Source organism: Pseudoduganella sp. GW821-FHT05F09 (assembly GCF_059419605.1).
The window spans coordinates 790,322-812,924 of the sequence record NZ_JBWKSD010000002.1; the positions used below are offsets into that span (position 1 = coordinate 790,322).

The following is a 22,603-nucleotide window of genomic DNA, read 5'->3' on the forward strand; positions in this document are numbered from 1 at the left end:
GCGAGGTGCTCCACCCACGGCAAGCAGCCATGCGCGCCGAACACTCAATTGAATCATCAGGAGACAAGCTTCATGAACACATACGACAAAGTGCAGCCGCGCTTGCTGCTCTCGTCCATCACGCTGGCGGTGCTGACGCTGATGAACAGCGCCACCGCTCAGGAAATGCAACGCGTGGAAGTCACCGGTTCCAGCATCAAACGCCTGGCCACCGAAGCGGCGCTGCCGGTATCGACCATCAAGGCGGAAGAATTCGCGGAGCGCGGCATGACCACGCTGGCCGACGTGATGATGGCGCTGCCGCAATCGGCATCGCTGGCGCCGTCCAACGCCGGCTCGGGCACCAACATCAACCTGCGCGGCCTGGGCGTGAACCGCACCCTGGTGCTGCTGAACGGCCGCCGCCTGGCCAACGAGGCGATCGCCGACGGCTACGCCAACCTGGACGTGATCCCCATGAGCGCCCTGTCGCGCGTGGAGATCCTGCGCGACGGCGCCTCCTCCATCTACGGCTCGGACGCCATCGGCGGCGTGGTCAACTTCATCACCAAGCGCGACTTCGAAGGCGCCTCCGCCACCGCGCAATACATCCAGCCTGAAAAAAGCGGCGGCGGCGACGAACAGCGCCTGACCCTGACCGTGGGCAAAGGCAGCCTGGCCAAGGACGGCTGGAACGTGTACGCCACCGTGGACATGCACCGCCGCAGCCGCCTGGCGCAGAAGGACCGCGCCGAGCTGAGCTCGACCGAACTGCTGACCAGCATAGGCCGCGCGCCCACGCTGGGCAGCGGCGGCAACGCCATGCCGGCCAACTTCACCACCGCCACCAACAAGAACGCGCAGAATCCCTACTTCGCATCCGGCTGCGTGGCGCCCTACTCCATCATCGGCGGCAAGAACACCTGCATCCTGAACAACCAGGAATACGGCACCGCGCTGCACGAGAACGAACAGCTCACCTTCTACGCGCGCGGCACCAAGCGCTTCGACGACGACCACACGCTGAGCATCGACTACATGCGCGGCCAGGAATTCATCCTCGCGGCGCGCAACCCGACCAACGCGGTGGCCGTGAACGGCGTCAACGCCATCCTGCCGTCCACCAGCAAATGGTATCCGGGCGCCAGCGGCGGCGTGCCGGCGGTGGCCGGCCTGAAAGGCGAACCGCTGACCGTGACCTGGGCCGTGGCCGACTACGGCGTGGCCGTGCAGAAGGACAAGCAGGTCAACCAGCGCATCTCGGTGGCCGACGAAAACCGCTTCGGCGAGTGGGACGTGCGCACCGGCCTGGTGATCGGCGTGAGCGACCGCGAGAACTACTACGACAATGGCTTCTTCACCGGCCAGGGCCTGCTGGACGGCCTGAAATCGGGCGCGCTCAATCCCTTCGGCCTGCAGGACCAGGCCGGCCGCGACTACCTGAAATCGATCTCGGTGGACGGCCAGAAAAACCGCGACTCGCGCTCCACCTTCACCGGCGTGGACGTCAACGCCAGCCGCACCCTGATGGAACTGGCGGGCGGCTCGATGGCGCTGGCGCTCGGCGCCGACATCCACCGCGACACGACGCGCGACGACAAGCTGGCGGTGCAGAATTCGGTCACCTACCTGAACTCGACTTCGTCGCATGGCGAAGGCGCGCGCAATGTGTACGCGGCGTTCGCCGAACTGGACGTGCCGCTGACCAAGCAGCTGAACCTGAACCTGGCCGTGCGCGACGACTATTTCAGCGACTTCGGCAACACCATCAACCCCAAGGCCAGCTTCCGCTATGAGCCGTCGAAACAGATCATGTTCCGAGGCTCGGCCAACACCGGCTTCCGCGCGCCGACGCTGTTCGACGCCTACGGCTACCGCCTGCCCGGCGCCACCGGCAAGACCGCCGCCAAATGGGACGACCCGCTGCTGTGCCCTGGCGGCAAACCAGGCGTGGCCGGCACCGGCACCGCGCTGGCCGGCTTCGTCGCCTCGGAAGTGTGCAACGTGGCGCTGCCCAAGCAGACCGGCTCGAACGCCGACCTGCGTCCGGAAAAATCGCGCGGCTACACGCTGGGCGTGGTGGTGGAACCCATCAAGTCGCTCACGCTGTCGTTCGACTACTGGAACATCCGCATGAAGGACATGCTGGCCAGCCTGCCGGAACAGGTCTACTTCACCGATCCGGCCAAGTACCAGTCCCTGATCGTGCGCAATCCCGACCGCACCATCAACTACATCAAGAACGTGACGATGAACCTGGGCGGGCAGAAGGCCGGCGGCATCGACGTGTCGGCCAGCTACGACTTCCCGCGCAGCGACTACGGCAACTTCAAGGTGCAGCTGGATGGCACCTACCTGACCCAGTTCGACAACCAGCTGGAGAAGGACAGCGAGTTCGTGTCCAACGTCGGCCGCTTCGGCCTGGCCAGCAACGGCACCACCAGCAGCCTGCCCATCATCACCTACCGCTGGAAGCACACGCTGAAACTGGGCTGGAGCAAAGGCGACTGGTCGGCGCAGATGACACAGAACTACAACTCCAGCTACGAAGACCAGAACCTGGTGGCGCAACAGTACTGGCGCGACATCGAGTCGTATAAAGTGTGGAACCTGACCACCTCGTACAAAGGCTTCAAGAACATCCAGATCACCGCCGGCATCACCAACCTGTTCGACACCAACCCACCGGTGACGAATCACAGCGGTTATTCCAACGGTTACCTGAGCAGCGCGGGCAGCCCTATCGGCCGTTCGTTCAATCTTCGCGGTACTTACAACTTCTGATAGACATATCGGAAAACAGGAGCAGACGATGACCAGTAACCTCAACACTGGTTCCCGTCGCCACTTTGCCAGGGCCGCTGCGGCCCTGGCGCTGAGCACCGCCGCCCTCGTGGCGGCGGCGCCAGCTGCGATGGCGGCCGAGAACAAGCCTGTACGCTTCATCCTGGTGGGCGACTCCACCATGGCCAGCAACAGCGGCTACGGCGACGCGCTGTGCGCCCGCATCAGCCGCAGCGACACCTGCATCAACCTGGCCAAGGGCGGCCGCAGCTCCGGCAGCTTCCGCGCCGAAGGCCGCTGGGACGAAGTGCAAGGCCTGCTGCGCGGCTCTGCCGCCTATCGCGCCACCTATGTACTGATACAGTTCGGCCACAACGACCAGCCGGGCAAGCCCGGACGCTCGACCGATCTGGCCACCGAATTCCCCGTCAACATGGCGCGCTACGCGCAGGAAGTCAAAGCGCTGGGCGGCGTGCCCGTGCTGGTGACGCCGCTCACCCGCCGCACGTTCAAGAACGGCGTCCTGGAAAACAACCTGCTGCCGTGGGCCGACGTGGTCCGCAAGGTAGCGGCGCAGGAAGGCGCGCCGCTGCTGGAGCTGAACGCGAAAAGCCACGCCGCCGTGCAAGCCATGGGCCAGGACGAAGCCGACACGCTGGCCGTGGTGCCGCGTCCGGCCGACTATCTGGCGCCGGCCACGCTGCCGGGCGCCGTACCCGCCACCGCTACCGGTGCAAGCGCGGCGGCAACCGAACCGCAAGGCGCCGCCAAAACCGCTTTCGACCGCACCCACCTCGGCGCCAAGGGCGCGGCCTATTTCGCCCGCATGGTCGAAGCCGAAATGAAAGCCGTGATTCCCGCCGTAACCGGCCAATTCCGCGCCGAGGGCCAGCAATGACGGCCCGCGCAGCGCGCCTGGCCGCGCTCCTCGCCGCTCCGCTGGCCGTGCTGTTCGCCGTGCCGGGGGCGGCCCGGCAAGCCACGCCGGCCGCCGCCGACAGCACCACCGCCGCGCGCGCCACGGCCAGCACCGGCACCGCGCGCCCGCAGCTGACCGCCGCGCAGGCCGCGCAATACAGCTACCGCGAAGTACTGAAGTACGCCGGCCCGTCCGGCAATGAGCGCATCGACCCGTGGGACCCGCTGGCCGACCCGCTGGCCAAAGGCGCCGCCTTCACGCCCACCTACATCGTGGACGCCGGGGCCAAGGCCGACGGCGTAACAACCTTCAGCACCGTGCAAGCGGCCGTCAGCCGCGCAGCCACCGCCGGCGCAGGCAAGGCCGAACGCGTCTACATCCTGCTCAAGCCCGGCGTGTACAAGGAACTGGTCTACGTGCCCGCCGGCGCCGCCCCGATCACGCTGTACGGCGAAGGCGCGGACGCCGCCGCCACCAGGATCACCGCCAAACTGGACGCCGCCACCACGGGCGCCAGCTACACCGCCCAATACGGCGCGCAATTCGCCAGCGCGGCCCCCGCCGTGCAGGCCATGCACGCCATCGTGAAAGAGCGCGCCGCAGCTGGCAACGGCAGCGTCGGCACCTTCGGCTCCATGACCGTGTGGGTGCAGAACAACGGCTTCCAGGCCCGCAACCTCACCATAGAAAACGGCTACAACAAGGACACCGGCAACGCCCGCGAAGAATGCGGCGAACGCCCCTGCGGCAAGACCGACATCAACCCGCAAAAGAACGTGGTGCACCACCAGGCCGTGGCGCTGCAGGTGGAAGGCGCGGACAAGGTGCAGTTCGAGAACATCCGCCTGATCGGCTTCCAGGACACGCTGTTCCTGCGCGCTGCCGACACGCGCGTGACCGTGCGCAGCTTCTTCAACAAATCCTATATCGAAGGCGACGTCGATTTCATTTTCGGCGACAGCACCGCCTATTTCCACCAGACCGAAATCAAGTCCCTGGGCGACCGCAGCACCTCCTACGTGGGTGCGCCCAACACCAACCACAAAACCCGCTACGGCCTGGTGTTCGACCACTGCCGCTTCACGCACGACGGCTCGCCGTTCGCGCTGGCCGGCAAGTTCTTCCTGGCACGCCAATGGTTCCACAATTCGCGCTGCACGCCCTACGGCAAGATCCCCCTGGCCGGCTACTCCTGCGTGATGGGACCAGCCAGCCAGTTCCAGTCCCCGGCCGGCACCATCACGCCCACGGTGCTCGAAACGGTGGGCAAAATGGCCGTGCTCAACTCCCGCATCGGCGCCCACATCAACCGCAACACGCCGTGGTCCGACTGGAACCGCAGCGGCACGCTGTCCTACCGTCCCGCGCAGTTCAACTCGGACGACTACTGGACCAATCTGAAAGCGGCCGGCTTCGACCCGGTAAAAGACCTCGGCTACACCACGCAGCCCGCGCCGGCGGACAGCTACCTGGCCGAATACAACAACACCTATGAGCAATAAGCACAACAACGGAGACCGCATGAGCAAGCAAATCAACCAACAGCGCCGCAGCCTGATGAAAGCCGCCTCCGCCACCAGCGCCGCGCTGGCCGGCGGCCTGCCAGCACTGGCCGGCGCCGCCACGGCGGTGGACCCGTGGGAGCGCGCGGCGGAAATCGTCAAGCGCCTGTCCAAGCCGCCGGTGTTCCGCAAGCAGGACTTCGACGTCACCAAATACGGCGCCGCCACCTGCAAGCTGGTCAAGGTCAAAGCCTGGAAATCGTTCGAAGAACAGGACGAGCTGAACACCCCCGCGCCCGGTTCGAAAGACTGCTACGCCGCCTTCGCCGCCGCCATCGCCGCCTGCAGCAAGGCCGGCGGCGGGCGCGTGGTGATCCCGGCCGGGAACTGGTACTGCGCCGGCCCCATCGTGCTGCTGTCGAACGTGAACGTGCATTTGAAAGCCGGCGCCCACATCTACTTCAGCAACCAGCCGTCCGACTACGCCAAATACGGCGACTTCGACTGCGGCAAGAACGGCAAGCTGTCGATCACGCGCTGGCAGAGCAACGACTGCCTGAACTTCTCGTCCCCGATCTACGCCTACGGCCAGGACAACATCGCCCTCACCGGCGAAGACTGGACCAGCATCATCGACGGCCAGGGCGGCGTGCCCTTCAACAGCAACGGCGACTGCTGGTGGACCTGGAAAGGCAAGACCCGCACCATGAACTCGGTGGCGGAAAACTCGGTGCCCAACTTCGGCCCCGGCAAACTTGCCGGCAATATCGAAAACCCCGCCAACCCGGCCTCGCTGGCCGAAGTGGCGCCCAATCTGACGGAAGAAGAACGGCTGCAGATCCAGGGCGCGGGCGGCAAATGGCGCGCCGACGAGCAATACCTGCCGGCGCTGTCCGAGGCGGGCGTGCCGCTGGCGCGGCGCGTGTTCGGCCTGGGGCACTACCTGCGCCCGTCCATGGTACACATCGTCAGCTGCACCAATGTACTGCTGCAGGGCTACCAGGTGCAGCACACGCCGTTCTGGCAGCACCACCCGGTCCACTGCCGCAACATCGTGATCCGCAAAGTGCACGCCGTCAGCCACGGCCCGAACAGCGACGGCTTCGACCCGGAAGCGTGCGACCACGTGCTGATCGAAGGCTGCACCTTCGACGCCGGCGACGACTGCATCGCCATCAAGGCCGGCAAGAACCAGGACACGCAATTCGGCCCCTCGCAAAACATCGTGATCCAGGACTGCATCATGCACAGCGGGCACGGCGCGGTCACGCTGGGCAGCGAAATGGCGGGCGGCATCCAGAACGTCTACGCGCAGAACCTGGTGTTCGAGAACGTGCACTGGAAGACCAACCCGCTCAACACGGCGATCCGGCTGAAGACCAATCTGAACCGGGGCGGCTACCTGCGCAATTTCTACGTGCGCAACATCAGCATCCCGAACGGCGTGCAGACCAGCCCCTCGTTCTACGCCTCGCTGCCGGGATCGCCGATCCAGTCGCGCACGGTGGCCACGGCGGCGGGCGCGGTGGTGACCTTCGACTGCGACTACGCGCCGATCGCCGACACGGTGCGCACCCGTCCGCCGGTGGTGGACAACATCCACATCTCGAACGTCAAAGTGGGCAACGTCGCGGCCAAGGGCGGCAAGCAGGCCTCGTGCTACCAGGCCGTGGTGATACTGGGGCCGGTCGCCTCCGACTACAACGGCAGCGCGCCGATGCCGACGGTGGTGCCGGTCACCAACGTCACCATCAGCGACAGCGACTTCGGCACCCCCGCCAGCACCGAATCGCCCTGGTTCCTCTACAACGTCAAAGGCCTGAAGCTGAAAAACGTCACCATAGCCGGCACGGTCCACAACACCGAACTCTCCGCCTAAAGCGAGCTGAGCCGCATTCGGGGTCTGACGGGGACGCCTAGTCCCCGAATGCGGCTCAGGCTGCTGCTTCGTTGGAGCAAAAAAAAGCGCCGGTGACGGCGCTTTTGCTTAGGCTTGGAACGGGGTCTCGACGACGCCTTTGACGCCGGGCCGCAGCAGTATCACTGCGCCGCCCCACTCCGCGTCTTCCGGCTTGCCCGATGGGATGGACGTGACCAGCAGCGTCTCCATATCGGCGCCGCCAAAGGCGCACATGGAGGGCTTGGCGAACGGCACGTCGACGCGGCGGTCGATCTTGCCGTCCGGCGTGAAGCGCAGCAGGCAGCCGGCGTCGTTGGCGCAGGTCCAGTAGCCGCCTTCGGCGTCCACCGCCGCGCCGTCGGGACGGCCTACGTGCTGGTTCAGGTCGGCAAACACGCGCCGGTTCGATGGCACGCCCGTGGCGGTGTCGTAGTCGAAGGCCCAGACCAGGCGGCTGCTCGGGTGGGAGTCGGACAGATACATCGTGCGTCCGTCCGGCGACCAGGCCAGGCCGTTCTGCGTGACCAGGCCCGACACCACCGGCGCGGACAAGCCCTGCTCCGCGCTGTAGCTGTACAGCTCGCCGATGGCGCGCGCGGCCGACATGTCCATGAACATGGTGCCGCTCCAGAAGCGCCCCTGGCGGTCGGTGCGGCCGTCGTTGAAGCGCATGCCCTCACCCAGCGAGGCGGGACGCGCGAGCCGGGTTTCCCCGGCCAGCTCGCCTTCGCCCAGCTCGAGGCTGAACAGGCCTGTTTCCATGCCTGCGATCAGCCCGCCGCTCGCCTTGGGCGCGACGCACGCCACCATTTCGGACGTGCTCCAGTAGCGCGCCGCGCCACTGCGCCCGTCCAGGCGCCAGACCCGCTTGGCGACGATGTCCACCCAGTACCAGGCCGCGCTGTGCGCGTCCCAGACCGGGCTTTCACCGACCTTGCATGAAATATCGCTTACGCGTTCCATACCAGGTCGCCGTCTTCCACGCGCGGGATGGCCAGCGGGTTGCCGTCGGCCAGCGCGGCGGCCAGCAGTTCTGCCGGCACGTCCTGGTAGCTCACCGGACGCAGGAAGCGGTCGATGGCGGAGGCGCCCACCGAGGTGCTGCGGCTGTCCGAGGTGGACGGGAACGGGCCGCCGTGCACCATGGCGTGCGACACTTCCACGCCGGTGCCGAAGCCGTTGAACAGTACGCGGCCGGCCTTGCGCTCCAGCGTAGGCAGCAGGCGCTTGGCGAACGCCAGGTCGGCTGCGGTGGCGTGCACGGCGGCGGTCAGCTGGCCTTCCAGGTGTTCGGCCACGCGCACCACTTCGTCTTCATTGCGGCAGCGGATCAGCAGCGATGCTGGTCCGAAGATTTCGCCTTCCAGGTCCGGATTGGACAGGAAGGTTTCGGCGGCCACTTCGTACAGCGCGGCTTGCGCGCCGCATGGCAGGGCGCCGGTCTGGCCCTGGCCGACCAGCTTCACGCCTGGAATCGCGGCCAGCTTGGCCACGCCCGACGAGTAAGCCTGGTGGATGCCCGGAGTCAGCATGGTCTGCTGCGCCTTGGCGGCCAGCGCGGCGGCGACGCCTTCGGTGAAGGTTTGCAGCAGCGGGCCGTCCACGCCGATCAGCAGGCCTGGGTTGGTGCAGAACTGGCCCGCGCCCAGCGTCAGCGAATCGACGAAGGCTTGCGGCAGTTTGCTGTTTTCCAGTGCGCCTTGCAGCAGGAACACCGGGTTGATGCTGCTCATTTCAGCGTACACGGGAATCGGCTCGTGGCGCGCTGCGGCGGTGCGCATCAGCGCGGTGCCGCCGGCGCGGGAACCGGTGAAGCCCACGGCCTTGATGGCCGGGTGCGCAACCAGGTTCTGGCCGACCGTGACGCCGGAGCCGATCAGCATCGAGAACACGCCTTCAGGCATGTCGCATTCGATGGCGGCTTTCTGCACGGCGCGGGCCACCAGTTCGGAGGTGCCCAGGTGCGCGGAGTGCGCCTTGACCACGACCGGGCAGCCGGCCGCCAGTGCGGAGGCGGTGTCGCCGCCGGCGACCGAGAAGGCCAGCGGGAAGTTGCTGGCGCCGAAGACGGCGACCGGGCCCAGGCCGATCTTGCGCAGACGGATGTCCGAGCGCGGCGGGGTGCGGTCCGGCAGCTTCGAGTCCAGCGTGGCCGACAGGAAGCGGCCGTCGCGGACGACTTTGGCGAACAGGCGCAGCTGGTTGCAGGTGCGGCCGCGCTCGCCTTCCAGGCGGGCTTGCGGCAGACCCGTTTCCTGCATCGCGCGCTCGATCAGCGCTGGACCGAGGTCCATGATGCGGTCGGCGATGGTTTCCAGGAAGCGGGCGCGTTGCTCCAATCCGGTTTCACGATAACGGTCGAACGCTTGTTCGGCCAGCGTGCAGGCTTGCTGCAGCTGCGCTTCGCCGCCCAGCCCGAAGGCTGGTTCGATTTGTTCGTTGCGCGAAGGATCGATCGCCTTGATCGTACCTTCTTGGCCGCGTACTACGTTACGGCCGATAATCATTTCACCGGATATTTGCATAACTACTCCTTGGGATTATTGCGCGCCCTGTGCGCGCATCAGTTTTTCCAGCATGGCGACTTCTTCTTCGGTCAGGTCGGTCAGCGGTGCGCGTACCGGGCCTGCGTCGTAGCCGGCCAGTTTGGCGCCCGCTTTGACGATACTGACGGAGTAGCCGGCCTTGCGGTTGCGGATCTCCAGGTATGGCAGGAAGAATTCGTCCAGCATCTTGTTCTGTGCAGCGTGGTCGTCGTTGGCGACAGCGTGGTAGAAGTCCATGGCCAGTTTCGGCATGAAGTTGAACACGGCCGACGAGTACACCGGGGTACCCAGCGCCTTGTAGGCGGCGGCGTACACTTCCGCGGTCGGCAGGCCGCCCAGGTAGCTGAAGCGGTCGCCCATGCGGCGCCAGATTTGCACCATCAATTCGATATCGCCCAGGCCGTCCTTGAAGCCGATCAGGTTAGGGCAGCGGTCGGCCAGGATCTCCAGCGAGTCGGCGGTCAGGCGGCACACATTGCGATTGTAGACCACAACGCCGAAGTCCACCGAGGCGCACACTTCTTCCACGTGGCGGATCAGGCCGTCCTGGCTCGCTTCGGTCAGATAGTGCGGCAGCAGCAGCACGCCTTGCGCGCCCAGGCGCTCGGCTTCCTGCGCGAAACCGATGGCGGCGCGGGTGGAACCGCCGGCGCCGGCCAGGATAGGCACTTTGCCTTTGCAGGTGTCGACCGCGGTCTTGATGACGTCGGTATATTCGCCGTTGGTCAGCGAGAAGAACTCGCCGGTGCCGCCGGCGGCGAACAGCGCGCTGGCGCCGTACGGGGCCAGCCATTCCAGGCGCTTGGCGTAGGTGTCGGCGCGGAAGTTGCCCTGCGCGTCAAAGTCGGTGACCGGGAAGGACAGCAGGCCGGACGAGAGGATGGTTTTAAGGTCATTAGGATGCATGTCTTCTTCTCCAGTTGGGGGACTAAAAAGCGGCGAGCTGCCGTCTTGTTGTATGACATCGTACAACTATAATCAAAACGGGGCAAGCATTTTGCGTGGCTTTTTGGTCTCTTATTTTTTAGGAAACATTGGCAGGCGCAACTTCCTGCTGGGCGCGGCGCAAACGCTCGCGGCTGTTGCTCAAATGGGTGCGCATGGCGGCGCCCGCCGCATCCGCATCCTGGCGCTCGATGGCGCGGAAAATATTCTCGTGCTCGCGGTTCACGCCTTCCAGGTAGTGGGCCGGGTCGTCATGCGCCAGCTGCGCCGAATTGACGCGCGCGCGCGGGATGATGTGGGTGCCCAGGTCGGTCAGGATGTCGACGAAGTAGCGGTTGCCGGTGGCCTGCGCGATCAGCAGGTGGAACTGCACGTCGGCCTCGACCGAGCCGGCGTCGAGGATGCGCTGCAGCGCCTCGCCCATGGCGGCCAGCTGCGCCGGGCTGCGGCGGCTGGCGGCCAGGCAGGCCGCTTCGGTTTCCAGGCTGATGCGCAGCTCCAGGATGGCCAGCACGTCGCCGATGGTGCGCACCGTGTCGGCCGAGATGCGCAGCGGCGCCGACGGCGGCTCCAGCACGAAGGTGCCGATGCCGTGCTTGGTCTGCACCAGGCCGGCCGCCTGCAGATGGGAAATCGCCTCGCGCACCACGGTGCGGCTCACGCCGTGCATCTCCATGATGACGGACTCGGTGGGCAGCTTGTCGCCCGGCTTGAGCTGGCCGCCGGTGATGCTGGCCGTAATGCTCTCCACCACGCCCTGCGCAAGATTGCGGTGGCGCTTTTTCGGCGGCTGTAAGGCGTTGGCGGCGGCGATGTCGTTCATGGCTGGAAGCGTGGATAGGATGCGTCGATTATAGCAGTTGTATGACAACCCTACCCGCCGCCTCGGCTGCGCCGCCCTCCCATGCACTAATTCCAGAAGTTAACAAAAAAACGGCAGCCTGTAACAGGCTGCCGCGAAAAGGCGCGTGACATGGGTAACACGCACCGGGAAGCAAAGGTCGGGTGGGCGCCCTTCGGACCGGCCCGAGGGGCGCCCGGTACTGCACTTGCTCTTTACAGCTGCATCACAGGTGCTGCGCGATCTGCGGCATCAGGTCGTCGAAGGTGCGGCCGGTCCCGTTTTCGCCGATGGCGTGCATCTTCCATTCGCCGTTGTGGCGGTACAGCTTGGCCATGATCTGCGCCGAGTGGCTGCCCTGCACCGACAGGTTGAAGCGCGCCACTTCCTTGCCGTCGGCCGCGTTGAGCAGGCGGCAGTAGGCGTTCTGCACTTGCGAGAAGTTCTGGCCGGTGAAGCTGTTGACCGTGAAGACGATGCTTTTCACGTTGGCCGGCACACTGCCCAGCGAGACGTTGACCTGCTCGTCGTCGCCGTCGCCGGCACCGGTGCGGTTGTCGCCGCTGTGCGAGATGCTGCCGTCCTTGCTCTTGAGCTGGCGGAACCAGACCACGTCCAGCGGCCGGTTGTCGGTGTCGAACAGGATGCACGAGGCGTCCAGGTCCACTTCCGCGCTGCCGCCGCCGAAGCCGAAGAAGCCCTTGCTCTTGACCGCGTCCCAGCCCAGGCCCATCACCACGCGCGACAATGCGCTGCCGGCTTCCTTGTCCAGAGAGATCTTCTGGCCTTTTTCCAAATTGACTGACATAGCTAACTCCTTGCTTGGTTTCCGATTACTGTCCGCTTACTGTCCGCTTACTGCCCAGTTCCGCGCACCCAGCCCAGGAAGCCCTGGCGGCTGCGCGAGCACACCAAAATCTTGCCCTGGCCCGAGAAGCGCAGGACCATGCCCTCGCCGCTGGTCTGGCTGTTCACCAGATTGCTCAGGAAGCCGCCGCTTTGCGAGGTCGCCACCGACATCTCGTAGCGCAGCGAACTGTCCCAGCACACCACGTGCGAGTTATCGATCGTCACGTCCTTGCCCGGCTCCACTTCCAGCTGCGAGATCGAACCGAAGCCCGACACCGCCAGCTGGCCGCTGCCCTGCGTCTCCGTGATGAAGAAGCCGCCGCTCTGCGCAAACAGCGCATTGCCCAGGCTTTGCGTGCGCACCTTCAGCTCCACGCCGGAGGTGGCCGCCACGAAGGCGCCGTCGCTGATCATGTACTGGCGGGGACCGACGTCCACCACCTGCATCGCGCCGGGCAGCGTTGGCGACAGCAGGCAATCGCCGTTGCCGCGCACCGCCTCGATGTGCTGCTGGAAGAACGATTCACCGTTGGCAAAGGTGCGCATGATGGCGCTGCCGATGCCGCCTGTGATCTTGCCCTTCAGCTCCAGCGCCGATTCCATCATCACCATGGCGCCGGACTCGCAGTAGATCTTTTCGCCCTGCCGCAGCGAGACGTGCAGGAAGGGATCGACATCCCCTGTAACGGTGAACACAGGCATGCTTACACCGCGACGCCGAAGGACGAGGCCAGCGCGCCCAGGCCGCCCTTGTAGCCCTGGCCCACGGCGCGGAACTTCCAGTCGCCGCCGTTGCGGTAGATCTCGCCGAACACCAGCGAGGTCTCGGTGGAGCCGTCTTCGGACAGGTCGAAGCGGGCGATCTCGGTGTTGCCGGCCGCGTTCACGCAGCGCACGAAGGCCTTCTGCACCTGGCCGAAGTTCTGGCGGCGGGCGTCGGCTTCGTGGATGGTGACGCAGACGGCGATGCGATCCACTTCGGCCGGCACTTTCGACAGGTCGACGGTGACGGTTTCGTCGTCGCCGTCGCCGGCGCCGGTGCGGTTGTCGCCCGAGTGCTGCACCGAGCCGTCGCTCGATTTCAGGTTGTTGTAAAAGATGAAGTCATTGTCGGCGCGCACCTTGCCGTCGACCTTGAGCAGGAAGGCGGAGCTGTCGATGTCGAACGCCGCGCCGTCCGTGTTGCGGATATCCCAGCCCAAGCCTACGATCATCTTGGACAGGCCCGGAGCTTCCTTGCTCAGATTAACGTTACCGCCTTTTTGCAGACTGATTGCCATGATTTGTGACTCCTAAAAGTAGTTGAACACCTTGCTGCATGCGCGGCGGGCCGGTGTTCTATGGGCGCGCCGCGTTTTCTTTACATCGCTCAGGCGGTGACGCCGAGCGCTTCCTGCTGTTTGCGGTGGCGTACCGACGACCAGATGGAGGCGCCGATGAAAGCCACACCGATCAGACCCGTGAAGATCTCGGGAATGTGGAACTTGATACTCGCCAGCATGATCACCGCCAGGATGCCGATGGCGTAGTGCGCGCCGTGCTCCAGGTAGACGAATTCGTCCAGCGTGCCCTTCTCGACCAGGTAGATGGTCATGGAGCGCACGAACATCGCGCCGATGGCCAGGCCCAGCATGATGATGACCACGTCGTTGGTGATGGCGAAGGCGCCGATCACGCCGTCGAAGCTGAACGATGCATCCAGCACTTCCAGGTACAGGAAGCCGCCGATACCGCCGCGCTTGACCATGTCGCCCACGTTGGTGCCCTCTTCTTCCGATTCGAGCAGGCTGCTCAAGCCGTCAACCGCCACGTAGATCAGCACGCCCCACAGGCCGGCGATCAGCACGATCAGTTTCTGGCCTTCTTCCACCATGCCCAGGCAGGCCAGCAGCGCGCCTATGGTCACCATGACGGACACCGAGGACATCTTGCCCAGCGAGCCCAGTTTCTTCTCGACGTTGCCCAGCCAGTGGGTTTCCTTGTCCTTGTCCAGCAGGAAGTTCAGGAACACCAGCAGCAGGAAGGCGCCGCCGAATGCCGCCACTTCAGCGTGGTGGTTGGTCAGGTGGGTGGAATACGCTTTCGGGTCGTTCAGCGCCAGCGTCCACACCTCGGCCATGCTGATGTCCGCCGCCACCGCCACGATCACCAGCGGGAACAGCAAGCGCATGCCGAACACGGCGATGATGATGCCCACGCCCAGGAACAGCTTCTTCCAGAATGCGTCCCAGGTCTTCAGCACGGAGGCGTTCACCACCGCGTTGTCGAAGGACAGCGAAACTTCCATGACCGCCAGAATGGTGGCGATGCCCAACGCCGTGAGCGCGCCGCCCCAGCCCGTATGTGTGTAGCCCCACCAGCCGGCAACCGCCAGGCAGATGAAGGAGACTATGAATGACACTCTGAAGTGTTTCATCTGTAATTCCTTTCTTGTTGATGAATGTCATGGAGTGTAGAGAATTCCCCCGTATTAAAAAATAGAAGATAATCGAAGGATTACTTCGGAAAAGCAGGATGGATCAAGGCGCATGAAAACAGCAGGCATTAACTTCCGGCATCTCTTTTTCTTCTGGAACGTGGCCAAGGAGGGCAGCGTCACGCGCGCCGCCGAGCGCCTCGGCCTGGCGGTGCAGACCGTCAGCACGCAGCTGGCGCAGCTCGACCAGCAGCTCGGCACGGCCCTGCTCATGCAGCAGGGCCGCCGCCTGGTGCCCACCGAGGCCGGCCGCGTGGCGCTCGACTATGCGGACCAGATCTTCCAGCTGGAAGACCAGCTGCAGCAGGCGCTGACGGACGTGGACGCGGGCCGCGTGCGGCTGGCGGTGGGCATTTCGGACTCGCTGCCCAAGCTGGTGGCCTACCGCCTGCTGGAGACCACCCAGCACCTGAGCCGCAAGGTCAAGCTGATCTGCATGGAAAACGAATTCGACTCCCTGCTGGCCGACCTGGCGCTGAACAAGCTGGACGTGGTGCTGACCGACCGCGCCGTGCGCGCCACGCCCAGCCTGCGCGTGTTCAGCCACCTGCTGCTGGAAAGCGGCATGCAGCTGTTCGGCGCGCGCAAGCTGGCGGTCAAGTACCGGCGCGGCTTTCCGCACAGCCTGAACGGCGCGCCGCTGCTGCTGCCCACGCGCAACAACGCGCTGCGCGGGCGCATCGACGCCTGGTTCGTGCAGCACGGCGCGCGGCCGGACGTGGTGGGGGAATTCGAGGACAACGCCATGCTCAACACCTTCGGCCGCAACGGCATGGGCCTGTTCTTCGCGCCCTCGGTGCTGGCGCACGATATCCAGGAGCAGTTCGGCGCCGTGCACGTGGGCGACGCGCCCGAACTGAAGGAGCAGTTCTACGCCATCTCGAACGAGCGCAAGATCAAGCACCCGGCGGTGGAGGCCATCCTGGAGGCGCTGCACACGGGTGCGTTCACCAGCGAATCCTAGGCGCTACAGTCCGCGTTCCGCCATGAAGTCGATGAAGGCGCGCAGCCGGGGCGTGAGGTGGCGGCCCGAGGGCCACAGCAGGCGGAAGGTGATGGTGCGGTCCACGTATTCGTCCAGCACCGTGCGCAGCGCGCCGGCCGCCAGCTCGGCGCGCACCGCGAAGGCCGGCAGGCAGGCGATGCCCAGCCCCTGCAGGGCGAACCAGACCCGCGTTTCCGCGTTGTCGCAGATCATGGAAGTGGGCAGGCGCGGTTCCGGTTCGCCCGCCTCGCGCAACAGGGGCCACACTTCCAGTTTGCCGGAATTCGGAAAGCGGTAGTGCAGGCACGGATGGCCGGCCAGGTCGGCCGGCCGCTGCGGCACGCCGTGCTGCGCGAAGTAGGCCGGGGAAGCAACGATGACGGTGCCGAAGCTGCCCAGCTGGCGCGATGACAGCCGCGAGTCCAGCAGCTCGCCGGTGCGCACCACCGCGTCGTAGCCCTCCTCCACCACGTCCACCATGCGGTCGGTGAACGACAGGTCCAGCTCGACGGCGGGATAGGCGCGCATGAAGTCGGCCAGCACGGGCAGCACCAGCCCGCTCACCAGCGGCAGGCTGACGCGCAGGCGGCCCTTGGGCACGCTGGCCGACTGCGACAGCTCCTGCTCGGCGGCCTCGATCTCGGCCAGCACGCGGCGGCTGCGCTCGAGCAGCATCATGCCCTCCGCAGTGAGTGTCATGCTGCGCGTGCTGCGATGGAACAGGCGGACGCCCAGGCGCTCCTCCAGCCGCGCGACGCTCTTGCCGATGGCCGAGGCGGAAACGCCCAGCGCCCGGCCCGCCGCCACGAAGCTGCGCGTCTCGGCCACCTGCACAAATACATTGAATCCGCTCAGACTTTCCATGACCGCTCCCGATTCAGGACAAGACTGTCCGCAAAGTCGGGAAGTCTAGCCCACTTTTTCCGCAGCCGCAGGAACGGTACTGTGGCCGGACTTTCCATTACCGGGCTACGCCATGACCAAACCTGCTCCCACCTTCCCGCTTTCCGGCCTGCTTGCGCTGGCCACGGCGGGCTTCATCACCATCCTCACCGAAGCGCTGCCCGCCGGCCTGCTGCCGCAGATGGGCGCCAGCCTCGACGCCAGCGGCGCCATGGTCGGCCAGCTGGTCACCAGCTACGCGCTGGGCTCCCTGCTGTGCGCCATACCGCTCACCACCGCCACGCAGGGCGTGCGCCGCAAGCCGCTGCTGCTGGCCACCATCGCCGGCTTCGCGCTGGTGAACGGCGTTACCGCGCTCTCCACCAGCTACCTGCTCACCATGGCGGCGCGCTTTGCCGCCGGCGTGTTCGCCGGCATGCTATGGGCGCTGCTGGCCGGCTATGCGGTGCGCATGGTGGCGCCGCAGCACAAAGGCCGCGCCATGGCCGTGGCCATGGCCGGCATCCCGGTCGGCCTGTCGTTTGGCGTGCCGGCCGGCACGCTGCTGGGCGCCACGCTGGGCTGGCAGTACGCGTTCGGCATCATCAGCGCGATGGCGCTTGCGCTGATCGCATGGGTGGCGGCGGCCGTGCCGGACTTTCCCGGACAAAGCGGCGCGCGCCGCGCACCGCTGGCCCAGGTGCTGCGCATCAGCGGCGTGAAGGCGGTACTGGCCACCACCTTCGTCTACGTCCTCGCGCACAACATTCTGTACACCTATATTTCGCCCTTCCTGGCGCCCGCAGGCCTGGAACGCAAGGCCGATGCCGTGCTGTTCATCTTCGGCGCCGCGTCCATCGCGGGCCTGTGGCTGGCCGGCTTGCTGATCGACCGCCGGCTGCGCACCGTGGTGCTGGCCAGCACTGCCGCGTTTGGCCTGGCGGCCATGGCGCTCGGCTTGTGGGGTACGCATCCGCCTGCGGTCTATATTGCGGTGGGCGTGTGGGGTCTGGCCTTCGGCGGCGCGCCAACCTTCTTCCAGACGGCGCTGGCCAACGTGGCGGCAAACGTAGGGGACAGCGCGGGCGATGTGGCACAGTCGCTGCTGGTGACCAGCTGGAACCTGGCCATTGCGGGCGGCGGGCTGTTCGGCGGCTTGCTGCTGAGCGCAGCGGGCGCGGGGTGCCTGCCGTGGACGCTATGCCTGCTGCTGGCCGGCGCGCTGGCGATTGCGGCGCACTCCAGGCAGCACGCCTTCCCGGCGCGCTGAAGCTCAGGCGCGGTACTGGGCGGCCAGCGCGTCCATGCCGGCCAGCGCGTAGCGCAGCAGATCGTCCGCCAGCTGCGCGGGCTCGCCGCCCAGTCCCGGCAGCACCTTGGTGCGCAGCTCGGCCGGCGCCAGCAGCATGGCCAGGCACGGCGCCATGGTGAAGAACAGGCTGCGCTGCATGGCCGGATGCGTGGGCGGCAGGCCAACGATGCGGCTGACTATGCCGATCAGCACCATCGCCTTGGGCGCGATGGCCTGCTGCACCAGCGCCGGCGCATGCTCGCTCGGCGACAGCAGTTCGCGCACCACCACCCGGCTGCCCCAGTGCGCGCGCGGCCCCGTCACATGCTCGACGATGCGGCCGATGATGGCGCGCAGCTGCTGGCGCGGATCGTCCAGGCCAGCGGCCAGCGCATGCATCTCCTCCAGGCGCAGCAAGTGGTTGTGCGCCTCCACCAGCACCGCTTCGTACAAGCCGCCACGGCTGCCGAAATGGTAGTTCACCGACGCCATGTTCACGCCCGCGCGGGTGCAGATGTCCTTGCTGGTGGCGTCGGCAAAGCCGCGTTCCGCGAACACCTGGCCGGCAACATCGAGGATGGCGTTGCGCGTGGCGTCGCCGTCGGAACGGGCGGCGCGCGCCGGCGCGGCGGAAGGTTTAGGCTTGGTGGTGGTCATGGGTCGACATTGTAGGGGATTTCACTAATTTAAATTCAAATTTAAATTTGATGTACAATTCTCGCATACCTGTGGACCGGAGGACGGCAATATGAACAAGAAGATCATCATCGGCACAGTACTGCTGCTGTCCGGCGTGGCGGCGGCGTGGTATGCCATGCGCCCGGCTCCCGGCGAGGATGGGCTGGTCCTGTACGGGAATGTGGACGTGCGCCAGGTATCGCTGGCGTTCAATGGCAGCGAGCGCATCGCCACCCTGGCGGTGCAGGAAGGCGACCGCGTGGACGCGGGCCAAGTGCTGGGCAAGCTTGATACCACCACGCTGGAACTACGTATCGCCGAGTCGCGCGCGCAGGCCGCCGCGCTGGAGCAGACGCTGGCCCGGCTGCGGGCCGGCAGCCGGCCGCAGGAAGTGGGCCAGGCGCGCGCGCAAACGGCGGAGGCGCAGGCCGAGGCCGACCTGGCGGCCAAGAGCCTGGTGCGGCTGCAAGGGCTGGCGCAAGGTCCGGCAGGACGCGCGGTGAGCCTGCAGGACGTGGACAATGCGGCGGCGCGCAGCAAGGCGGCGCAGGCGCGGCTGGAGGGCGCGCACAAGGCGCTGGAGCTGGTGCAGGCCGGCGCGCGCAAGGAGGACGTCGCGCAGGCCGAGGCGCAGCTGGAGGCGGCGCGCGCGCAAACGGCCGTGCTGGCGCAGCAGTTGAAGGACGCGGAACTGCGCGCGCCCATCGCGGCCGTGGTGCGCGCGCGGCTGATGGAGGCGGGCGACATGGCGTCGCCGCAGCGGCCGGTGTACACGTTGGCGATTACCGATCCCAAGTGGGTGCGCGCCTACGTGCGGGAGGCGGAGCTGGGACTGGTGAAGCCGGGCATGGCGGCCAGCATCGCCATCGACAGCCTGCCCGGCAAGACGCTGGCGGGCAAGGTGGGCTATATCTCGTCGGTGGCTGAGTTCACGCCGAAGACGGTGCAGACGGAGGACCTGCGCACCAGCCTCGTTTATGAAGTGCGCGTGCTGGCGGAAGACAAGGAAGACCGCCTGCGCCTGGGCATGCCCGCCACGGTGCGCATCGCGCGCCCTGCCGTGCAGGCGCAGAGATGACTGCCCTGGCGGCGGCGCCCAGCCTGGCCCTGTCCGGCACCGGCTTGTGCAAGCGCTTCGTGGTGAAGGAGACCGGGCGCACGGTGGATGCGCTGGGCGGCGTATCGATCCAGGCGCCGGCCGGCGCGCTGACGGCGCTGGTGGGACCGGACGGCGCGGGCAAGACCACGCTGCTGCGGCTGGCGGCCGGCCTGATGGCGCCCAGTGCCGGCCAACTTCAGGTGCTGGGCATCGACGTGGCACGCCATCCGCAGCGGGTGCAGGACCGCATCAGCTACATGCCGCAGCGCTTCGGCCTGTATGAAGACCTGAGCGTGCAGGAGAACCTGGACCTGTACGCGGACCTGCACGGCGTGCCGGCCGACGTGCGGCGCGAGCGTTTCGCGCGTCTGCTGCACATGACGGACCTGCAGCGCTTCACGGACCGGCCGGCGGGCAAGCTGTCGGGCGGCATGAAACAGAAGCTGGGACTGGCCTGCACGCTGGTGCGCTCGCCCGAGCTGCTGCTGCTCGACGAGCCCACCGTGGGCGTGGACCCGCTGTCGCGGCGCGAACTGTGGGACATCGTGCAGCAGCTGGTGGACGAGCAAGGGCTGACGGTGGTGGTCAGCACGTCCTACCTGGACGAGGCGGAACGCTGCGCGCACGTGTGCGTGCTGCATGAAGGGCTGGTGCTGGCGTGCGGCACGCCGGAATCCATCCGCAGCCGCGCGCAAGGCTTGTGCTACGTGGCCACGCCGCCGGCAGGCGTGACGGCCCGCACGCTGCAGGCGCGGCTGCTGGACGCCGGCGCCAGCATCGTCGACGCGGTGCCGGAGGGCGGCAAGGTGCGCTACATGGCGCGCAGCGGCGCCGCGCCGCAGGCGGTGGCCGGGCTGCTGCAAGGCGCCACCACCACCACCGCCGAAGCACGCCTGGAAGACGGCTTCATGCTGATCCTGCGCGAACACAAACGCAGCACGGGGCGCGGCGGCAGCGGCGGCGAAGGCGGCGGGAGCATGGCGCCGGCGCCGGCTGCTGGGCAGGTGCCAGAAACGGCGGGCGAGCCGGTCATCGAAGTGCGCGACCTGGTGCGCAAGTTCGGCGACTTCACGGCCGTCTCGAGCACCAGCTTCAGCGTGGCGCGCGGCGAGATATTTGGCCTGCTGGGGCCGAACGGCGCCGGCAAGACCACCACTTTCCGCATGCTGTGCGGCCTGCTGCCCGCCAGCAGCGGCTTCCTGCAAGTAGCGGGCGTGAACCTGCGCCACGCACGCGCCGAGGCGCGCCGCAAAGTGGGCTACGTGTCGCAGAAATTCTCCCTGTACGGCAACCTGACCGTGGCCGAAAACCTGAAATTCTTCGGCACCGCCTACGGCCTGCACGGCGAGCGCCTTCGCCAGCGCACGGCGGACGTAACGGCGCAATTCCAGCTCGCAGGCCAGGAGGACATGGCCAGCGGCCAGCTTCCCGGCGGTTTCAAGCAGCGCCTGCAGATGGCCATCGGCCTGCTGCACTCGCCCGAGATCCTGTTCCTGGACGAACCCACCAGCGGCGCCGACCCGCTCGCGCGGCGCGAGTTCTGGCGGCGCATCACTGCGCTGGCGGCGGCCGGCGTGACGGTCGTCATCACCACCCACTTCATGGAGGAAGCGGAGTACTGCGACCGCATCGTCATCCAGGACGCGGGCAAGCTGCTCGCCATCGGCACGCCGCAGCAGGTGCGCGAACAGGCCGGCGGCGCGGCGGGCATGGAGCAGGCATTCATCGGCATCGTCGAGCAGAACCGGCAGCGAGGCACGCAATGAGGCGGAAAACAGGGTCCGGCGGCGGCGCCAGGCTGCGCGCGCTGGTGCGCAAGGAATTCAGGCAATTGCTGCGCGACGCGAGCAATCTCGCCATCGGCGTCGGCCTGCCCATCGTGCTGATCCTGATCTTCGGCTATGGGCTGTCGCTGGACGTGAAGAACGCGCCGGTGGCCGTGGTGCTGGAGGACGCCTCCCCGACCGCCGCCAATGCCGTCGCCGGCCTGATGAACACCACCGCCATCGCGCCCGTGCTGCTGGGCTCCATGCTCGAAGCGGAGCAGCTGATGACCGAGCGCCGCGTGGACGGCATCGTCCGCATCCCGGCCGACTTCTCGCGCCGCCTGGCGCAGGGCGGCGCGCACGTGCAGGTGCTGGTCCACGGCGCCGACGCCAGCCGCGCCGGCATCATCCTGCAGTACACCAGCGGCGCGCTGGCGCAATGGGGGGCCATCCAGGCCGACCGCCAGGGCCGCGTAGCGCACGCGCCGCCCGCCGCGGCAGCCACCGGCATGGTCACCATCGAACAGCGCATGTGGTACAACGCCGCCAACACCAGCACCTGGTACCTGGTGCCCGGCCTGATCGTCCTCATCATGACGCTGGTGGGCGCCTTCCTCACCGCGCTGGTGATGGCGCGCGAATGGGAGCGCGGCACGCTGGAAGCGCTGTTCGTCACCCCCGTGCGCCCGGGCGAGATCCTGCTGGCCAAGATCATCCCCTACTTCACGGTCGGCATGGGCGGACTGGCCCTGTGCCTGCTGGCCGCCCGCTTCCTGTTCCACGTGCCGATGCAAGGCTCGCTGATCGTCCTGCTGCTGGCCTCCATGCTCTACCTGTTCGTGGCGGTCGGCATGGGCCTGGTGATCTCCTCGGTCACGCGCAACCAGTTCCTGGCCAGCCAGGTCGCGCTGCTGAGCAGCTTCATGCCCTCGCTGATGCTGTCCGGCTTCCTGTTTGACCTGCGCAACGTGCCGCGCGCGATCCAGTACGTCGGCAACGCCCTGCCCGCCACCTACTTCATGGAACTGATCAAGACCCTGTTCCTGGCCGGGAACGTGTGGCCGCTGATCTTCAAGAACTGCGCCATCCTGGCCGCCTACGCCGTGCTGCTGCTCGGCGTGGCGCGCGCCGTCACCCGCAAGAAACTCGACTGAGGCCATC

General features: G+C 66.7%; 19 protein-coding genes. 9 read left to right on the forward strand and 10 right to left on the reverse strand.

Translation table 11 applies throughout. The annotated features are described in order from the left end of the window. Positions 1-72 precede the first annotated feature (72 nt). Genes AC07S4_RS08805 through AC07S4_RS08820 form a run of 4 tightly spaced genes read left to right on the forward strand, consistent with a single transcriptional unit; the run spans position 73 to position 7,063 of the window. Positions 73-2,763 carry a TonB-dependent receptor gene (locus tag AC07S4_RS08805; RefSeq protein ID WP_494986278.1) on the forward strand — a complete coding sequence of 897 codons (2,691 nt, stop codon included), beginning with the start codon at positions 73-75 and terminating at the stop codon, positions 2,761-2,763. 28 nt (positions 2,764-2,791) lie between these two features. After that, the gene (locus AC07S4_RS08810) at positions 2,792-3,661 is read left to right on the forward strand and encodes a rhamnogalacturonan acetylesterase (protein ID WP_494986279.1); all 870 of its coding nucleotides are present in this window, start codon (positions 2,792-2,794) and stop codon (positions 3,659-3,661) included. Then, positions 3,658-5,184 (forward strand): pectinesterase family protein, encoded by a 1,527-nt coding sequence (locus AC07S4_RS08815; protein ID WP_494986280.1) that lies wholly within the window; start codon positions 3,658-3,660, stop codon positions 5,182-5,184. Before AC07S4_RS08810 ends, AC07S4_RS08815 begins: the two co-directional genes overlap by 4 nt. A gap of 19 nt (positions 5,185-5,203) precedes the next feature. Next, positions 5,204-7,063, forward strand: coding sequence for a glycoside hydrolase family 28 protein (locus tag AC07S4_RS08820; protein WP_494986281.1), 1,860 nt, complete (start codon positions 5,204-5,206; stop codon positions 7,061-7,063). Positions 7,064-7,171: 108 nt separating this feature from the next. On the opposite strand, the gene AC07S4_RS08825 is transcribed toward AC07S4_RS08820, so the two are convergent. From AC07S4_RS08825 to AC07S4_RS08860, 8 genes are all read right to left on the reverse strand, one after another. Beyond that, positions 7,172-8,047, reverse strand: coding sequence for an SMP-30/gluconolactonase/LRE family protein (locus tag AC07S4_RS08825; RefSeq protein ID WP_494986282.1), 876 nt, complete (start codon positions 8,045-8,047; stop codon positions 7,172-7,174). Then, on the reverse strand, positions 8,035-9,609 hold the full coding sequence (locus AC07S4_RS08830) for an aldehyde dehydrogenase (NADP(+)) (protein ID WP_494986283.1): 1,575 nt from the start codon (positions 9,607-9,609) through the stop codon (positions 8,035-8,037). The genes AC07S4_RS08825 and AC07S4_RS08830 overlap by 13 nt, the downstream gene beginning before the upstream one ends. Before the next feature lie 15 nt (positions 9,610-9,624). Beyond that, complete coding sequence (gene kdgD, locus AC07S4_RS08835; RefSeq protein ID WP_161071604.1) at positions 9,625-10,536, reverse strand: 5-dehydro-4-deoxyglucarate dehydratase; 912 nt, start codon at positions 10,534-10,536, stop codon at positions 9,625-9,627. A gap of 118 nt (positions 10,537-10,654) precedes the next feature. Continuing rightward, positions 10,655-11,398: a FadR/GntR family transcriptional regulator gene (locus tag AC07S4_RS08840; protein WP_494986284.1), complete on the reverse strand. Its 744-nt coding sequence runs from the start codon at positions 11,396-11,398 to the stop codon at positions 10,655-10,657. 244 nt (positions 11,399-11,642) lie between these two features. Then, positions 11,643-12,224 carry a TerD family protein gene (locus AC07S4_RS08845; RefSeq protein ID WP_161071606.1) on the reverse strand — a complete coding sequence of 194 codons (582 nt, stop codon included), beginning with the start codon at positions 12,222-12,224 and terminating at the stop codon, positions 11,643-11,645. A 47-nt stretch (positions 12,225-12,271) separates the two neighbouring features. After that, positions 12,272-12,967: a TIGR00266 family protein gene (locus tag AC07S4_RS08850; protein WP_056398695.1), complete on the reverse strand. Its 696-nt coding sequence runs from the start codon at positions 12,965-12,967 to the stop codon at positions 12,272-12,274. Between the two features lie 2 nt (positions 12,968-12,969). Then, positions 12,970-13,545 carry a TerD family protein gene (locus AC07S4_RS08855; protein ID WP_494986285.1) on the reverse strand — a complete coding sequence of 192 codons (576 nt, stop codon included), beginning with the start codon at positions 13,543-13,545 and terminating at the stop codon, positions 12,970-12,972. An 89-nt stretch (positions 13,546-13,634) separates the two neighbouring features. Beyond that, positions 13,635-14,681, reverse strand: a complete 1,047-nt coding sequence (locus AC07S4_RS08860; RefSeq protein ID WP_494986286.1) for a DUF475 domain-containing protein — start codon at positions 14,679-14,681, stop codon at positions 13,635-13,637. A 112-nt stretch (positions 14,682-14,793) separates the two neighbouring features. On the opposite strand from AC07S4_RS08860, the gene nhaR reads away from it, so the two are divergent. Next, the gene (gene nhaR / locus AC07S4_RS08865; RefSeq protein ID WP_494986287.1) at positions 14,794-15,705 is read left to right on the forward strand and encodes a transcriptional activator NhaR; all 912 of its coding nucleotides are present in this window, start codon (positions 14,794-14,796) and stop codon (positions 15,703-15,705) included. A gap of 3 nt (positions 15,706-15,708) precedes the next feature. Here nhaR and AC07S4_RS08870 read toward each other — a convergent pair whose 3' ends face one another. Further along, complete coding sequence (locus AC07S4_RS08870) at positions 15,709-16,590, reverse strand: LysR family transcriptional regulator (RefSeq protein WP_494986288.1); 882 nt, start codon at positions 16,588-16,590, stop codon at positions 15,709-15,711. Between the two features lie 112 nt (positions 16,591-16,702). Here AC07S4_RS08870 and AC07S4_RS08875 point away from each other — a divergent pair, with 112 nt between their 5' ends. Then, positions 16,703-17,878: an MFS transporter gene (locus AC07S4_RS08875; RefSeq protein ID WP_494986289.1), complete on the forward strand. Its 1,176-nt coding sequence runs from the start codon at positions 16,703-16,705 to the stop codon at positions 17,876-17,878. 3 nt (positions 17,879-17,881) lie between these two features. Here AC07S4_RS08875 and AC07S4_RS08880 read toward each other — a convergent pair whose 3' ends face one another. Further along, positions 17,882-18,556, reverse strand: a complete 675-nt coding sequence (locus tag AC07S4_RS08880; protein ID WP_494986290.1) for a TetR/AcrR family transcriptional regulator — start codon at positions 18,554-18,556, stop codon at positions 17,882-17,884. Positions 18,557-18,647: 91 nt separating this feature from the next. On the opposite strand from AC07S4_RS08880, the gene AC07S4_RS08885 reads away from it, so the two are divergent. Genes AC07S4_RS08885 through AC07S4_RS08895 form a run of 3 tightly spaced genes read left to right on the forward strand, consistent with a single transcriptional unit; the run spans position 18,648 to position 22,596 of the window. Further along, positions 18,648-19,655 carry an HlyD family secretion protein gene (locus AC07S4_RS08885; RefSeq protein ID WP_494986291.1) on the forward strand — a complete coding sequence of 336 codons (1,008 nt, stop codon included), beginning with the start codon at positions 18,648-18,650 and terminating at the stop codon, positions 19,653-19,655. Next, positions 19,652-21,442, forward strand: a complete 1,791-nt coding sequence (locus tag AC07S4_RS08890) for an ATP-binding cassette domain-containing protein (protein ID WP_494986292.1) — start codon at positions 19,652-19,654, stop codon at positions 21,440-21,442. The genes AC07S4_RS08885 and AC07S4_RS08890 overlap by 4 nt, the downstream gene beginning before the upstream one ends. After that, positions 21,439-22,596: an ABC transporter permease gene (locus AC07S4_RS08895; RefSeq protein ID WP_494986293.1), complete on the forward strand. Its 1,158-nt coding sequence runs from the start codon at positions 21,439-21,441 to the stop codon at positions 22,594-22,596. Before AC07S4_RS08890 ends, AC07S4_RS08895 begins: the two co-directional genes overlap by 4 nt. The last annotated feature ends 7 nt before the right edge of the window (positions 22,597-22,603 follow it).